Annotated in this window: 13 protein-coding genes; 5 read left to right on the top strand and 8 right to left on the bottom strand. The window is 54.4% G+C overall.

Annotated features, from left to right (window positions below; translation table 11 throughout):
• Positions 1-27 precede the first annotated feature (27 nt).
• Positions 28-729 (bottom strand): hypothetical protein, encoded by a 702-nt coding sequence (locus LCH97_RS18440; RefSeq protein ID WP_227305543.1) that lies wholly within the window; start codon positions 727-729, stop codon positions 28-30.
• Between the two features lie 147 nt (positions 730-876).
• Here LCH97_RS18440 and LCH97_RS18445 point away from each other — a divergent pair, with 147 nt between their 5' ends.
• The 4 genes from LCH97_RS18445 (at position 877) to LCH97_RS18460 (ending at position 2,663) form a co-directional block, all read left to right on the top strand.
• Complete coding sequence (locus LCH97_RS18445) at positions 877-1,116, top strand: hypothetical protein (RefSeq protein ID WP_227305546.1); 240 nt, start codon at positions 877-879, stop codon at positions 1,114-1,116.
• A 16-nt stretch (positions 1,117-1,132) separates the two neighbouring features.
• The gene (locus tag LCH97_RS18450) at positions 1,133-1,591 is read left to right on the top strand and encodes a hypothetical protein (protein ID WP_227305549.1); all 459 of its coding nucleotides are present in this window, start codon (positions 1,133-1,135) and stop codon (positions 1,589-1,591) included.
• 240 nt (positions 1,592-1,831) lie between these two features.
• Complete coding sequence (locus LCH97_RS18455; protein ID WP_227305551.1) at positions 1,832-2,050, top strand: hypothetical protein; 219 nt, start codon at positions 1,832-1,834, stop codon at positions 2,048-2,050.
• 55 nt (positions 2,051-2,105) lie between these two features.
• On the top strand, positions 2,106-2,663 hold the full coding sequence (locus LCH97_RS18460; RefSeq protein WP_227305553.1) for a hypothetical protein: 558 nt from the start codon (positions 2,106-2,108) through the stop codon (positions 2,661-2,663).
• A 16-nt stretch (positions 2,664-2,679) separates the two neighbouring features.
• Here the strand turns inward: LCH97_RS18460 and LCH97_RS18465 are convergent, their stop codons facing one another.
• From LCH97_RS18465 to LCH97_RS18495, 7 genes are all read right to left on the bottom strand, one after another.
• Positions 2,680-2,961 carry a hypothetical protein gene (locus LCH97_RS18465; protein WP_227305555.1) on the bottom strand — a complete coding sequence of 94 codons (282 nt, stop codon included), beginning with the start codon at positions 2,959-2,961 and terminating at the stop codon, positions 2,680-2,682.
• Positions 2,962-3,231: 270 nt separating this feature from the next.
• Positions 3,232-3,486, bottom strand: a complete 255-nt coding sequence (locus LCH97_RS18470; protein WP_227305557.1) for a hypothetical protein — start codon at positions 3,484-3,486, stop codon at positions 3,232-3,234.
• Positions 3,487-3,518: 32 nt separating this feature from the next.
• Complete coding sequence (locus LCH97_RS18475) at positions 3,519-4,067, bottom strand: hypothetical protein (RefSeq protein ID WP_227305559.1); 549 nt, start codon at positions 4,065-4,067, stop codon at positions 3,519-3,521.
• 18 nt (positions 4,068-4,085) lie between these two features.
• Complete coding sequence (locus LCH97_RS18480) at positions 4,086-4,505, bottom strand: DUF6283 family protein (RefSeq protein ID WP_227305829.1); 420 nt, start codon at positions 4,503-4,505, stop codon at positions 4,086-4,088.
• Positions 4,506-4,690: 185 nt separating this feature from the next.
• Positions 4,691-5,644 carry a hypothetical protein gene (locus LCH97_RS18485; RefSeq protein ID WP_227305561.1) on the bottom strand — a complete coding sequence of 318 codons (954 nt, stop codon included), beginning with the start codon at positions 5,642-5,644 and terminating at the stop codon, positions 4,691-4,693.
• A 116-nt stretch (positions 5,645-5,760) separates the two neighbouring features.
• Positions 5,761-6,171: a hypothetical protein gene (locus tag LCH97_RS18490; protein ID WP_227305562.1), complete on the bottom strand. Its 411-nt coding sequence runs from the start codon at positions 6,169-6,171 to the stop codon at positions 5,761-5,763.
• Between the two features lie 109 nt (positions 6,172-6,280).
• On the bottom strand, positions 6,281-7,495 hold the full coding sequence (locus LCH97_RS18495; RefSeq protein WP_227305564.1) for a recombination-associated protein RdgC: 1,215 nt from the start codon (positions 7,493-7,495) through the stop codon (positions 6,281-6,283).
• A gap of 126 nt (positions 7,496-7,621) precedes the next feature.
• Between LCH97_RS18495 and LCH97_RS18500 the strand changes: the two genes are divergently transcribed.
• On the top strand, positions 7,622-15,208 hold the full coding sequence (locus tag LCH97_RS18500; protein WP_227305566.1) for a hypothetical protein: 7,587 nt from the start codon (positions 7,622-7,624) through the stop codon (positions 15,206-15,208).
• Positions 15,209-15,258 lie beyond the last annotated feature (50 nt).

Here is a 15,258-nt window from a genome sequence, read left to right on the forward strand (position 1 = left end):
GAATAAAAATATCTTAATAGTTGAATTTCATACCTCTTGATATTGCCAGAATTTTGGCGGGGCTAGTCGATTTAGCGTGGCCATGGTCAGTTTTTTGACGCCGGCTTCTGCCAGCTGGCTGACGGCAGCATCGTTACCAGAGACTGAGGCATCAATCAGTTTTCGAACGACGAGGGTGTTGTAGTGCATTTCTTGCGACTGCCCTTGATCTGCCGAGTGGTTCCCTTTGCTGGTGGTGCTGGTTACCGGCATGTTTGTACGTCTGGCCACCTTGATAAGCCGTGCTCTATCGTCTGGGTGTACTGGTGCCAGCCACGGGCGGCCTGTGGCATTTAGCCTCTCATCGATAAACCAGACATAGGGTTCGACTTGGTTCCAGCGGTTTTTGTTTGCGTGGAGCACGTAAGCGTCGGCGTAGCACTCCTCACCTGGTGCTGCCCGATCGTGTGCAGCGATTTTCAGCCTGTCCAGGAATACCGGCTGAGGCATCGCTCTGACAATGACCGGTTTGCCGGGGATGATGTCGCATACGTCAGTTGGGTGAACGACAGTTTTATACCCGCCTGGAGCCATGACTTCTAGTCGGTCATTGACGACTCGCTGGAAGTAGAAGAATGGCAGCTCCTCTGGCCGGCCAGCTCGAATGCCAAAGTACATTTCGGCCATTTCTTTGGTGTCGTTGATCTGGAGGCGATCAAGCGGGCGTAGCCCGAGGTGTTGCGCGATCATGCTGGAAATCCTTTCATCTACGTGTCGTCCAGTCTGGCAGTTGAGATCTCCTTGAAGAAGTGACTTCGATAACAGGGGCGGTCGCTTTGTAGCAGCTGTTGCGGAGTGGAAAATAGAGGCATGGTGAGAATGGCACATGGAGTCGTCATGCAATCTTCTTGGAAGCCTCTGGATCTGCCAGCCGTTGATGTTGCGCGGTTGAGGCGAGGCGCTGCCGTACAAACGCGCTATTTTTTCGCAGACAGCGTGCCAGGTAGTAAGGCCACTGTTGTTCGCATCCAGAAGGATAAGCACGGCAATTATTGGGTGCGCTGCAACTACGGGAAAAACCTGTCCGGGCAGTCGCTGTTGAAGTGGATGACCGCCGATGCTCTCGCGCATAGTTGATAACAAGGGGGTGTTTGTGAGCCAGATTGAAATTGCACTTGAGATTGCTCTGAAGGCCTACAAGGGCAATACGGACAAGGCGGGGCAGCCTTATATTCTCCATCCATTGCGGGTCATGGCAAAAATGCCAGACGAAGTCAGCAAAGCAGCAGCCGTATTGCATGACGTGCTGGAAGACTCGGACATGACGGCCGATGATCTGAGGCTGGCGGGGATTTCTGAAGCTGTGGTATGGGCGGTTATATGCCTGACCAGAAATAAAGGCGAGACCTATTCAGATTTCATCGACCGCATTCGGCCGGAGCCTGTGGCCAGGCTGATCAAGCTGGCTGACATCGAGGACAACCTGAATGTTCTTCGTCTGCATGAGCTAGTTGAACAGGACCTGCGGCGCGTGGCCAAGTACCACCGTGCTTGGCTTCGGCTTAACGAAGTACAGCACGGCAAAGCGGGGGAACATCATGGGGGTCAATAACAAAGGGCATGCGATCTGTAAGCATTGCGGGGCTGAGTATTCGATTTTCACTATCTTCAACCGAGATATGCAGGGGCTGGCCAAGGTGTGGCGGCGACGGCATGAGCGAGGATGCGAAAAGAGAACGCCTGCCGAACGAAGGAAGTGGGCAAAGCGAAATGCAAGCACCGACGACGGCGAGCGTGCGATTTGGGTCGATCTGGATCACCCTGGCTTTCAGGATGTATCGGCGGAGGACGCATGCCTTCAGTCTTGATTGATGGGGTCGCGTACGTGCCCCAGCTGACTGACGCCAGGCTGAGGCTGGCTCTCCAAGAGCTGGTATCCATCCAGTATTTTCAAGAGAAGCACAAGGCCATTGCCCAGTCTTGGAATGTTCTGAATGCGCTGATCCCCGAATTGGCCGAATTGGCCGCTCGTGATCCAGCAGCCGCATTTGAGAGAATGCACGAGGTGTAGCCAGCCCCTGGACGATCGGGGAAAATCAACCATTCACTAGCCGGGTTACCAAGTCATGAAAAGCTCTGACGAACTAGCCGCATCTTTTCTGGATAGCGCTGACAGTCACAAGCGCCGAAGTACGCAGCTTAAGCGAGTAGCCGGAGGTCTGCGTACCGAACTGAGCAACGCCCAAAGCTCAGGGCTAACACAGAGCGAATTGGACGTGCTTAACAAGGCGGCCGTATTGCTCGAATCAATGGCCGAGCGATATGGCCGTGCTGCTTCATTACGCAAGTCGCTCCAGGTTAAGCAAGACAGCCTGACGGAGCAATGCACTGCTGCAATGTCTGATACTTTTGGGGCGCTTACTGCCATTGAAGACAAGGTGGCTGTTATCGCCTCAATTCAGAGCTACCAGCTTCGTGCCGGCATGGTGGCAAATCTGAGGGATCTGGATTACTACACTACGGATGCGCTCAATTCCTTGGCCTATTCTCTTGCCAAGGTGGCGACTGATAGATCCGTGTCTGATGTTGTCTTAGAGGCCTGGGCGAAGTTCAATGAGGCTCGCCCTGTCCTCATCGAGAAGCACAGGGCGATCATTGCAGACCTGGCCAATACGACTAGATGATGGTTGGCTAATTTTGTCAGCTTAGTTTCGTCGCGATAGACGGGAAGTAGACGAGAGCCTTGATGCCATGGCGCTTGGCTTCGCGCTTTATGCTCGTGGTTGAACCAAAGCCATAGAGGTGTAGCTCTGTTGCTCCCATGGCCACGGCCTCAGTTAATGCAGACCGGCACGCGGCAATTTTCGTCTTGTGAGGATTTTTGCGGAATGCGCCCGGCGTGGCCATTGCGGCATTCTCTTCTGCTTTTGGCACGTGCCAAAATAACCCGTCTTCCTCGAACACCGTAAATTCTGCTTTCATTTGAGCCTTGTAGTTTGTGACGCGCCTTTAGTTGAGGGGGGCTTTTGCGTGGTTTTCGATGAAGCCTTGCCAGTGTGCTTCCAGCCTAGCTTGGTCCGTCGCAGAGGCCAAGAGGCGATGAGTATTAGCTGCGCATAGGGGCGCAAGTAATCATCTTCGAAGCTTACTATAAGGCAGCAGCCAGCGCTTGCGCCGGGGTATTTCTGGGTGACGGCAAAAGTGGCTGACAATAGAAAATGGCCCATCCGGGCCTTGTCTGTGTCATGTTGTTTAGCGGCGGGATTTGATTGTTGCCATACCAAATATCATGAATGTGGCAAGCATGGTCATGAGCGGCACCGCGATGGCAGAAACGATCAGCATGAAGACGAAATAGGGCAGGATTGCATGCAGGACGAATCCAACTGCGAACGGCAGGGCAATGACAAGCGGGGCCGGCCAGAATTCGGTTTTTTCGCAGTAGGCAGAGTAGATGTCCCAGACCAGGAAACAGTAGGCCTGAATCAGTTCAAAAGCTCGTTCCATTATGACGTTCTCCTGTACGCAATGCATCTATATTACACGGAAGCAGGCTGATTGGCGTCATGCCTGTTACCGAGAGGGTTGATCGACCAGATCGGAGCCTTGCGCTCGTATTCGAAACGCTCGATCCACTGAAAAAGGTCGAAGGAAAGGGTGGTGTCCTGAAATAGGATTGGCCCAATGATCCGGTCGGGTTCGCTGATTTGAAAGCGGAGCACCTCCCGAATGGCCAAGCCCATCTCATGGGGCGCTGTTTTGTAAAGCGACATGTAGTGCGTTTTGTCGGACCACGCACCATAGATCACCATCCGCAGTGCCAGTTCGATATCGGCCTCCGCGAAGAGAATGTTCTTCAGCGAGTGACCATCCTTCCGGCCGGCAGAGCGAAACTCATAGTCGCTGCTCAGCACCCATTCCAGTTCATCGTGGCCGTTGCATGCGCCTACGCAGTAAAGGCCTTCATCAGTATCAGCCCAGCTGAAGGATTTGCGCAGGACCTCAATAAAATCGATGCCGGCGATAGGGAACGGGTCATCTTCAGCCGAAATGCTTGCCGGGAGTTTGATCAGTTTGCCGGTATTCATGCTTTTTCTCGTGTTGATTTAGTCTCGGCATAAAGCCAGGACGGGATCATCTTTATCAACGCCATTTGCTATAGCCATTGATCGGTAGTTGTCGTGTAACACATGCCCGCCATCAGTCACATCGCCGTGGTAACGGCCCGCAATATAACCAAGGCGCACAGAAAGATTGTGGCCAGCGCCGCGCAATAAAAACCCGGCACAGGTGGCGGGTTTGCTCGTGCCAGAGGCGTGACAGCCAAAAGTTTTTCCTGCCATATCATAGGCAGTGTTTGCAGACAGCCGGAAGGCTTCAGCTGGGAAAACACCTACGGCGTCTTTCCGCCAAGGACAGTCTTTGCATGGCTTTTTACGGTAACCGCCACGGCCGCCTTCGACAGTCACTACCTGGTGATTTTCGTCGGCAAGCCTCTTGTCGGTGACAACGGCGTGTGGGGGCATTTTAGACATGGTTAAGCCGTTCCAGCGTAACGGGCGGTTTGGACATCATAGACACTTTGGTTTGCGCTGAGCATAGTGAAGCTCTCCCTTCAAAAATGACTGCTGACTATCAGCTTGCGGCTGCCCGCAGTACGGACAGAAACTAGCCGACAGAGGGGCATCCACCTGGATGCCCCTGTCCAGCCTCATTTGCCTTTGCTTTCGGTGGTGGACTCAGCCGGATTCTCGCCGTTGCTTTCGCCCTGAGTGGCGAGGTCGTTTTCTGCCTCTTGCAGCTTTTGCAGCAGAGCTTCCAGCGTGACGCGGGTCTCCTCTTGGAGGGAGGCAAAGCCGGGGTCTTCCTTGATGCTACGAGCGGCGTGGTATAGATTGTTGGCCTCTTTTTTCAGCACCTTCTTGAGCGCAGCGCCAGGGAGGTGCTTGTTGGTTACCCGATTGCCACCTTTGGCTTGAGCCGCAGCAAGGCCGGCCTGGAGGCGCTCAACCGCCTTGCTGCCGTGTTGGCGCATTTCCTGAATCGCAACAGCTGCGGCAACCTGACCGCTGACCACCATGTCGCGGATCTCTGCCGGAGCGCCGGCCAGCAGGAGCAGACCTTCAACGTAGGTAGTTGTGAAATTGGTTTGCTTCGCGATGGCGGCGATTTCCCAGCCGTAGCGAACCAGCCGCTTGAAAACGATGGCCATTTCGTACGGGCGCAGCGGTTTGCCAGAGTTGGAGAGGATCAGATCCAGCGTCATGTCCTGGATGTCGGTCCCCTGGGAGGCCACAATCATCGGAACACGCTTGATCTGCTGGTCTTCAGGGAGTCGCTTGTTGGCCCGCTCAATGGCCTGCAACCGGCTGTGGCCGTTCTTCAGGTAAATGATCAGCTCATCACCTTCCTTGGCGACAAAGCCTTCCATTGTGCTCTCTTGGCGGTAGCCATTAGCAACCATGGATTCAGTCAGCCAGTTGATGTGTTCCTCATACTCTTCATCGTGGATGCGGACGTTGAAGTTGGGCATGAGCTTGATCTGGCTGAGTTCAACTTGCCACAAGTCACGGGATGGGGTACTGAGAGCAGTCATCGCTTTTTTTGCGCTACCTTGCACTAGCGGCATATCGAAAGCATCGATCGGGAGTTGTGCCTGTTCCATTTCGGTCATCCTTCTTGGTTGCTTGTTGATGCTGTCATCCTATCGATTTAGGGGGCGCGCCAACAAGTGACCGTAAAAATAAATGCCGGCACCTGGCCGGCAGAATTGGCTAGATGTTAGAGCGAAGGGCCGCCCGGCGTGAGGCGTCGGGTTGGTGTCGGGGTGCGTTGGACTTCGGACATGCGGCCTACAGTGTTCCCGTTAATGTCACGCAGGGTGAAGTCGAGTTCGGTTTCCTCCACCTTGTCGGCGGCGGACGCCAGGATGCGGGCGACTTCATCTTCGAAGCCTTCATCTTCGAAGGCGGCATTGTCAGTTTCGATCGTCAGCGAGAGATCAGCATTGAGTGCATGACTTGCGTCATCGGTACTCAGTTTTCCGACGGTATTGCCGTTGATGTCGCGCATCGGGAAGTTAGTTTGGCCCTCTGCGTATTTGAAGCTGGCATCGCGCAGGATGCGAGCAACTTCGCTGTGGATGTCATCTTTGAAGGCATCATTGCCGGTGTTCAGTGTCAGTCTGATCATGTCTTGTTACTCTTTTCTACTGTTGGGTGGGACTGAGTTTTATGGGCAGATTGTCTCACAGCACTGCCCAGATACGACATGGCCGAGAGATGGCCATGTCTGAGATTGCTTATTGGACCAGGACGCTGCGTGAGCCATTCGATTCCATCGCCGAGACTATGCCCTCATGCTCCATTCGCTCGATCAAGCGTGCAGCACGGTTGAAACCAATGCGGAGTACGCGCTGCACGTGTGATATGGATGCGGTCTGTGAGATTTTTACGGTTTTGACAGCCTCTTGATAAAGCTTGTTATCGTCAGTATCCGGATAGGTCTGGTCGGCTGCCGCCGACTGCTTGGCGGTTGGCTCGCTCCATGGGCTATCCGCATTGCCGGAGGCAGTGTTTTGAACCATGGTGACGTTGGCATGGGCTTGACTCTCTTCCACGCCGCCCATTGCTGCAGTAAGGGCGTCTATCAAATCGCCCAGCTCTTCTGCCATCAGCAGGAATGTCGCTTCGAACAGACTGGCGAGGTCGTCTCCTGCTTGGCTTGCCTCTTCTTGCAGCACATCCAGAAACTGCAGTTTTTTTAGCTGCAGTTTGTCGGTCAGCACAAAGCGGATGCGCTCACGGTAGATCAGCCCCAGCTCGGTGACCTGCTTGCCTGCTTGAATGTGGTCGCGGATTTCGTCGGCGGTTAGGTCTTGGCGCTTCACTTTGATGATGGCCCCGTTCTCGCTGCTGTCTTTCAATGTCGCTTCGTTGTCTAGCTCAAAGCCGTTCGAAGCCTCACTGGCTGCCAGCCAGTCAGTCATTACGCTGTGTGCTGACAGATTGGTGCGCGGCAGGGCTGCAGGAAAGGGCGGCAGCGCCTCGCGCAGGGTGGATACCAGGTTTTCTGCCTTGCTGGCGGTGCTGCTATTCACCATCAGCCAGCCGCGCTGGCTATCGATATAAGCAGTTGTCCGCTTGAACTTGGTAAAAGCTCGGGGTAGTAAGTCATCCGTGATTTGCTCTTTTAGGGTGGTCTTTTCCTTGCGGCCAACCTTGCGTAGCTCTTGCGCTTCGATCTGTTCGACTTTCTTTTCGAGATGGTCGGCAATGACGCCGGCCGGCAGTACCTTGTCTTCTCGATGGAGACTGACCATTGAATAGTCGCGATGGCGGTAAACGTGGCTATCGAGATGGCTTGCAGGGGGTATCCAGCCTTGGGAGAACCAGTCCAGCCCGTTGCAAGGCTGGAAGGGGTTGGCTGCAAGCGCCCCATTGAGCTTTTCCAGGTCGATGACAAAATCCGCTGATAGGCGGAAGAAAGACAGTTGCTTGAACCAGATGGAGGCCATATCTACCCATTCCCTTTCAAATGAACCCCACTCTTGTGAAGTGCAAGATTAAACTCTGATTGAATAATAGGTATAGTAAAGTTAGTATCATCCAATAACAAGTTACCTAATGGAAATGAGGGTGATATGAATCCGAATGCATGGCGAACTCGATTTGCAAAGCTGCTCGGTGCTGATGGCACGGCGGCGCTACAGCGGCTGGACGGGCTGCTGAGCCGTCTGGTTCTGAAAACTGGTTCTCCCGGATACGCTGGCCTGCCGGAAGCAGAGCAAGAGCGTCGAGCTTTACATCAAGTCGCGGTCGTCATGGCGATGGATCTGATGGCTGTCTCCAGCCTGGTAAAAAAGGACGCCCCCGAGCAAGCTGATCGTTCGGCTTATGAGCGCGTGAAAGAGGCGTTCACGAGCACCGCTGCCCTGAAAGAGGCGCTGTCACGCGAGTACCCCTCAATGCCGAATCCGGTTGCCTCCATGCAAGCAACCGTTGCTCCCGGCATTTCTGCTTGGATTAGTGCCTGGGAACAGGCGCATCCGTTTGGGGTGGAACAGGGGGGGCTGCCTGCTGCCGTAGAGCGTGCCATGTTGCGGTTCTGGCCGGACGCCGCTGAACATGCGCAAATGCTCTTGAAGTGGCATAAGGGGCTGTCTGATGTGCTACCCGTGGAGAACTTCCACCAGGTGCGCGATGTGCTGCCCGAGATTCAGACCTACGATGTGGATGGTTACATCCGCTACTTCGGAGCCATCCAAGTTCGTTTGAGCGATGGCCGTGTTGTGAGCGTTCCGGGGACTGAAATGTACTCCGAGTATGGCGCTGAATCTGAGCCGGTAAGTACAGATCTGGTTCAGAAGGCCTATTCGGGCATGCTGAAGCCAGCGGCCGAGTTTTCTGCCTTGATTTATTCTGCTGGGGGCAGTGTTGATTCTGCCGCGAAGTACATCCCTCACATGCCGCATGCGCTCCAGCCAACGGCTTACCAGTGGATGACTTTTGACGCACAGATCCTGGCAGCAAGCCAAGCAGGGAATGACGAATCGCCGGAACGCGAGATGTCCGAACGACTGCGCCAGGCCGAGGCTGGCCCTGCAGAATTCCATATCCGGTTTGTTGATGCAGTTCTGCGCCGAGATGCAGATTCCCTTTTCCCTATTCTGGGCAACTCCGATTTGAACCCGGCTGCGGCTGCTTTCTTTGCTGCGTGGTCTGGTACGCCACTTACTGGGGTGTTGGCGCAGAGACTGCGCCAGGTGGATGAGTGGTGTGGTGTGGGTGTTGAGGAGAGGGAACGGCGAAATCAGGCCCTCCGGGCCGAGCGCCAGCAAAAGCAGCTGGCACACAAAGCCAAAGCGAAGCTGGATCTCCTTGAAGAACTCCGGACTTCCCTTTCCCAGAAAACCTACCTGCTTGGCGACAAGGAAGTCACTGCTCTTGAGTATTTGCTGCACAAGATTGATGTGGAAGGTTACCGGGCGATCAAACAGGTGCAGCAAGGGGCTGTCAAGCAGTGGCGACTGGTAAGCAGCAAGCATGACATTGTGATCGCACTGACGGCAGAAGAGGCTCGTTATGTCGCCCTCTTGTTGGAAGAAGACGCAGAAGCTCTGGCATTGCCGGTAGATCAGCAGCTGAAACAGGTTTTGCAGCACAACATGCCTGAGGGCTTCCGGGAATACGGGGCATCCGATGCGGCTGTGGCGATCCACCGGCAAATCGAAGGACGTCCGCTCCGTGTCGTCAAATTCATCGTCGGCAATGCCGATGGTGAGCCTGAGAAGCTGGAAGTACGGCAACTCGATCTCGCAGATGATGGTGGGATTACGGCTGTTGCCAGCAACTCAGTCGCCGTTATTGGAGGCAACTACCTGGTGGCCATGGAGATTGCGCTTGGTGAGCTGCGCCAGGCTCTCCAGCTGGAGGCTGCCAAGACCATTGATGGGCATGTCCGCGAAACAGACGATACGGTCGCTCTGCATGCGAAGATTCAGCATGCCTATGCTGTCGCGCAAGGCGTCCAGGTTGATCAGCTGCCAGCTGGTCTGCTCAAAACCGTGCAGAAGATGTACCAAGCCATTGTGGCTGGCGATGAAGGGCTGTTGGTCGAGATTCTTGACCCGTCTAATAAGATTTCCCGCAAAGCATTCGAATCTCTGTTCGACGACCGGGTAAAGCTTCCCAAAGCGCAGCGAGATCTCCGCCAGGTTGTTCGCGATTTTATGGCCAAGGTGAGCGATCGCCTTGATGCGTCGCGAGTGGTCCTTGCTGAGACGTATGCCTTTGTTGGCCGAAAGTGGCTTTCTGTCCATGGCCAGTGTGAGGTGTCCGGTGTCGATGAGGATGGTCGCCTGCTGATCAGTGCCGAAGGCCGAACCCTTCCTGAAAAACTGGACGTAGCTCAGCTTGGTGGTCGGATATCCCACGATGAAAAACAGCTTGCCATTCAAAAAGCGGCCGCCTCGGAACGTGCGGCCGTCGATCGTGGCCAGCCTGTCGCACTGGATGGGTTTGTCGTTGGCATGAATCCTGCCCGTAAGGCGAAGGCAATTGCTGCGCTTAACAAGCAGCAGGGCTTCAATGGGGTAGTAAAGCCACGCGGGGAAATGATGGCCCAGTGCGTTGCTGCAGGCTACCAGGTTGTGGCCACGCCAACAGGGCGGCGACTGGTTGGGCCGACTGGTGGGTTTTGGATGGAGTCGGACATCACCAAGACAGCCATGGATTTTGCTCAGTATCTGATTGAGCAACAGGCTCCTGAAGCCGCCGATAATGCTAAGCAGTTGCTGATTACGAAGGTGGACGCTGCCTACCGTTTTGAGTCGGCCACGGATGATTTCAAGGTTTGGGTGTCTGATTCCGTTGATGTGGATTCCTACAGCCCATTCCGCAGCGCAAAGCTGATGGACGCTGAGGCGAAAAGCCATGGTGGGATCATCCGCTGGGGGGGGTATGAAAAATCGCCCCATGGGGGTGATTGGTGTGTTCGTGGCGTTCTTGAGGTTGATGGAAAGCTAATTGCCCGTGTTGATCTTGCTGACAACGGCAAGTCCATGGTGTTCTTGGGTGAGTCTGGGGATGAGCGTGTAGGGGCGGCAGTTGGTCAGAATTTCTACTATTCGGAAAATACTGGCCCTGCGCAGATTGCTGCTGCGATTGCCACACTGGGGCCGTTGAATGCCTTGGCAGAATGGCAACTTACGGGCAGCCAGTATCTGAAAAAGATGGGGTTTACCCCAGATTCTGACGGATGGTTTTCACAGGCAAAAACGGAAGCAGCAAGAGCGCATTGGACGATTGTTTCTGAGGCAATTGATGCTGGCCATGAATTGCCTGAGTCCGTTGTGAGCTACTACATGGCCGTTGGTGCTGCTCCGGGCTGGCTGAAAAACAAGCTCAAGCAGGAAAATCAGCTTAGCGAGAATGGCTCCCGCGTCGAAGAAGCCGAACCAACTGAGTCTGTCGATCGTCAGGAGGCTTCTCCTGAAATTAAAACGCTGATGAGTGATGCCACGTTCAAATCATGGCTAAAGAGCGTGAACAGCCTTGGGAAGGTCAATGGCTGGACGCTATTCCATGACTCGCTTGTCAGCAACCGCTTTGTTCTGATGACCGGGTACAACTCGGTTGGTTTTGAGACGGAACAGATGGCCCGTGACTGGGCGGCGAAAAACAGGGCGAATCTGAAAGGCTTGTTTGTCGCCAAGGGCGATGAACTGGCGACGGATGGTGATCCTGCCCCGGTGGTCAGCACCGGGGAGCACCTGGCTAAACGGTCTGCCACGATCTACGAAGATGGCTTCCCTCGTGTTGAGACTGAGAAAGATGCGGTATACAAGCGCTGGCAGGGAAGTTTGTTGAAGGAGTATGAGCCACTACCATATCAGGCAAGACTCATTACTGCTGTACAGAATGCCATTGCCAATGGCAAGTTCTACAATACTGACGTTAATGCTTTTGTCAAAGATGAGTTGGGTTCGTATATCCCAGAAGAGGCCTGGCAGCGGAACGTTACCGGGGTACAAAATGGAGATATCGGCCATGAAATTTACCATGCCAGAGAGTACGTTGAATCACAGCAGGCGTACGCGGCTCAAGCGCAGGCCATGGCAGAGCATGGGTGGCAAGCCGGCGATAAGTTTTCGAAGATCCGCACGAATGACGGCAGAACGTACACTAGTTGTGAAATCAATTCGATAAGTGAAGATGGACGTCATATTGTTCTGTCTTCTCGCCGTGGCGGGAAATCTTATGAGCTACAAACTGAAATTTTGAGTTTGGTTCAAATGGTCGATCGTGCGGGTGGCAAAACCATCAAAGCGCCCCAGAAAATTGTTAAGTCAGCCACGCAAACAGGCCGAGATGAAATCAAGCTTGAAGGGCTACGACAGATTGATGCAGCCATCAGTGCGGCTTCCAGCGGCAAGAACATTGATGCACTGTCTCAGCAGTTTTGGAAAGAGGCCAAAGAGGCTATTTCTTCTGAGGCTGGAAAGTTTGCGATTGCTGAAGAGGGCCGTCGCGCATATGTACGGCAGAAGCTTGATGAAGCTATTGGCTACATCACGATCAGCACGCCAGGTAACGGGAAATTCCAGGTGCTGAACACCAAAGAACGTCTGCTGGCCTTTCGGAGGAAGTTTGAGGCCGCCATGGCCAAGCGTGATGCACCTGCTGCAAACAAGGTGACCGGTGTTGGTGGCTCACTGAATGAAACTATTATCGACTTTGCCAAAGAAGGGGAATGGCAAAATGTATGGCAGTTGGCTAGGGACTCTGGCCGACCTCTTGCATTCGGATTGAGCGGGAAGAAATCGCCGGGTCCTGTTCCTTACATTGATGTTTCTGATGTAGAGCTTGCCGTTGATGGTGAGTTTTTTGTTGGTCGAGAACTTGAAGCTTTAGCACTACATACGCCCCGTTCACGGTGGGCAGTTATTGAGAAGTCATCTGGACTGGCAATCGTTTCTCAGCGGAAGACAAAGGCGGAGGCCTTGTCCGATGCCAAGGCAGGTATTGAGAAGGTTGGTGCTGAGCGTGTGCTGCAGCTTGTCAAAAATGCCGAGGCAGAACGTGCAAAGGAAGGCATTCCGTTTGGCCAAGATGCCATCGAGGCGGTTTGGATGCGTGAGAATGGAGTAGAGCTTTGGGATGATGAGCCGTCCGAATCTCCAGTTCACCATCTCGAAGCACTTCGCGATGGTGACATCGTTCGAGATAGTGCCGGAAACTTGTTCATCAAAGTCAGCAGCCGCCTTAGTCACGGTATCGTAACGACAACTCCGCTGGCTGATGGCCAGCCGGAATTCAGTCACGAAGCGCATGTACGTTTCCAGGTGCGGCCTGAGTTGGCAGAAGCCTACTCGGACTGCAGGGCCGATCCGATCTATGCGACCGGTCGCAACTACTACGACGAAAATGGCGGGGTGTACTGGATTGATGCTCGCCGAGAGCGCAATGCGAACGGCAAGCTTTCTGGTTGGACTTTCACACTGTCCCACTCTGAAAAGCTGGCTGGCTCGACCGTGGTATTGCAAGAGGGGCTGAGCAGCATGGCCGACGTGGATGTGGCCATGCTTGCCGGCCGGCAGCGAGGGATGGCCGCAAGACTGACGAAGCAACAGTGGAGTAGTCGCAAAACCGATGGCTCGGATGTAGCGGTACGGCCAGCTGAAGAGGTTCGTAGTGCGATTCACAAGATCCTGTTCAGCCGTGAGTATGATCGTTGGGAAATTCTCGGTGCTTCCGATGAGCTTGCCTTCAGTTGCGCCACATACAAGCAGCTGGCCGAGCATTTGGGTGATATCACACGAGAAGGGGATGGGGCGCTTGTCGATCTGATCCCTGATGGTGAGAAAGATGCCCGCAGAGAGCGTCAATTTGAGCTTATGGCGATGCAGCGCCATGACTTGGTCGCGTTGCTCAATCAGGACGGAGAGGTAACGGAAGAGGGCGACTGGAGGCGTGAAAAACTGGTCAGCGCCATCTTGCAGAGAGAGTTTCCTGATTATCGAGCCGCCTATCAGCTGCCCTTCCAGGAATACTTCCAGTCGGTTCTACTGCCTCAGAGAATTGCGATGGGGCAGCAGCTTGGTATTGATCGTGAAGAAATCCTGAAGGTATACGCCAATCCATCCAGTCGCAAAGCAGCTGTCAAAGAGTGGATCACGGAGATCCGCAATGCGGCCAAAGCAGGGGAAGACCTGCCGGATGTGGTGCTGGACGATTTGTTCTATATCGGGACGCCAGAAAATAACGAACTGCGGGCGTTGTTACACGATGCCCCAAGTTATGCGTTGCCGGATAGCTACATCTTGCCGGATGCACGGCTGCGTAACACCCCGCATGCGCACGCTATCGGGGAACATGTCAGCTTCAACCGTGTAGACCCGCTGATGGGTGAGGTCACGATCGAGGGCGTAGTAGTCGAGCAGATTCGCAGTGCCGGCGATGAGCCTGGCTATCGACTGCACTGTGCCAGCTCTGGTCCAGAGGGGGAAGTCCGTAGCGTATGGATGAGTGCTGGCTGGCAATCAGCCACGATTGAACAGAGCTGCGCCCAACCGGCAGAGTCCGTCCCTGATCGTCTGGTACTGGCGCAAGAGATTTTCGATACCACGATGAGCAAGTCGCAGCTGAAATCTGCGACGAATAAAGTAGGGGAGGCCTTGCTGGAAGTTGTTGATCGCCTAGGCAGCACGGCCGTATTTGTTTCCAATTTCAATCGCAAGCCCGCCCCAAGCGATTTCTCTTACCCAGCCGATCGGAAGATCGGGCTGGTTAGCGACTACATTGAGGCAGTCCAGCATCGTGTTGTGATGGCCACGCGAGCGTTGAATGGCATTCAGGAAAGCATCAAGCAGGGCGCTGACACCTTGCCATCGCAGATTCAGATGATCACGGATGTCATCGGCACCATCGAGCAAGATGCACTGGAGATCCCGCTTACCTGCTGCTTTATGATCGCTGATGCGGTAGAGCTGTCGCCGGCGGCACGAGGAGAGCTACTGACGGTTCGTCAGAAGTATCTCGCTGCAGCTAATAGCATGACAGAGCTGCTTGAAGAGCGGCAAACATGGCTGCTGGCCGAGAAGGAGCTGTCGGCGATCACGCCGATGCCGGCGAGGCTGGACATTCCAAGCCAAGCGATGCATGCCGATGGTTGGTTTCGCGTCACCCATGGGAATGGGCAGGTTGGCTGGTCCAATGGCTGGCTGATTGATACCCGGTCACGAGAGCCGCAAATGGCCAAGTGGATCTCGCATATCAATAAAGAGCGCAATGATCCGGCCAAGTTGATTAACGTTTCGAAGATGCTTGCAGGCGACGTTGTGAATCAGCTAACGCCGATTGCAGAAATCGACATGAAGAGGCTTGGCCAGAATGACGAAAATGCTGTCGTCCGCAAGGTGGTTGCTTTCCAGCCAGAGCCTTCCCTAAGTGACGATGCTGCTGTTTGCATACAGTGGGACCTTGTAGCTTACTGCAAGCGTGCATTTGGCCAGGATGTGACTTTCGGCATGTCTTCGAACAATCCAAAGGAAAAGGTGTTTGTCCAGCTGGAGGGTGAGGTCGTTGGGGTCGTCATGCCGGCTAATGTTGATCGTGAGGGCCTGAACATGGACACCATTCGCCAGGCGCTGGCTCGAAGGAAAGAACTGCAACTGGACGAGCCGACAAAGTCTATCGCGGTAACGCCCGCTGCCGCTTTGGCGATGTAGTGTAACAATGTGCTGAAGCTCGGCCGACACTGGTATCCACTATCCGTGCC

Origin of the sequence: Vogesella sp. XCS3 (genome assembly GCF_020616155.1) — a bacterium.
In the GTDB taxonomy this organism is placed as follows: domain Bacteria; phylum Pseudomonadota; class Gammaproteobacteria; order Burkholderiales; family Chromobacteriaceae; genus Vogesella.

Coding starts and splice junctions, on each gene's coding strand:
- LCH97_RS18455 (WP_227305551.1), top strand. CDS start 1,832: ATGCCTTCAGTCTTGATTGATGGGGTCGCGTACGTGCCCCAGCTGACT.
- LCH97_RS18475 (WP_227305559.1), bottom strand. CDS start 4,067: ATGAATACCGGCAAACTGATCAAACTCCCGGCAAGCATTTCGGCTGAA.
- LCH97_RS18460 (WP_227305553.1), top strand. CDS start 2,106: ATGAAAAGCTCTGACGAACTAGCCGCATCTTTTCTGGATAGCGCTGAC.
- LCH97_RS18470 (WP_227305557.1), bottom strand. CDS start 3,486: ATGGAACGAGCTTTTGAACTGATTCAGGCCTACTGTTTCCTGGTCTGG.
- LCH97_RS18465 (WP_227305555.1), bottom strand. CDS start 2,961: ATGAAAGCAGAATTTACGGTGTTCGAGGAAGACGGGTTATTTTGGCAC.
- LCH97_RS18440 (WP_227305543.1), bottom strand. CDS start 729: ATGATCGCGCAACACCTCGGGCTACGCCCGCTTGATCGCCTCCAGATC.
- LCH97_RS18445 (WP_227305546.1), top strand. CDS start 877: ATGCAATCTTCTTGGAAGCCTCTGGATCTGCCAGCCGTTGATGTTGCG.
- LCH97_RS18480 (WP_227305829.1), bottom strand. CDS start 4,505: ATGCCCCCACACGCCGTTGTCACCGACAAGAGGCTTGCCGACGAAAAT.
- LCH97_RS18500 (WP_227305566.1), top strand. CDS start 7,622: ATGAATCCGAATGCATGGCGAACTCGATTTGCAAAGCTGCTCGGTGCT.
- LCH97_RS18490 (WP_227305562.1), bottom strand. CDS start 6,171: ATGATCAGACTGACACTGAACACCGGCAATGATGCCTTCAAAGATGAC.
- LCH97_RS18495 (WP_227305564.1), bottom strand. CDS start 7,495: ATGGCCTCCATCTGGTTCAAGCAACTGTCTTTCTTCCGCCTATCAGCG.
- LCH97_RS18485 (WP_227305561.1), bottom strand. CDS start 5,644: ATGGAACAGGCACAACTCCCGATCGATGCTTTCGATATGCCGCTAGTG.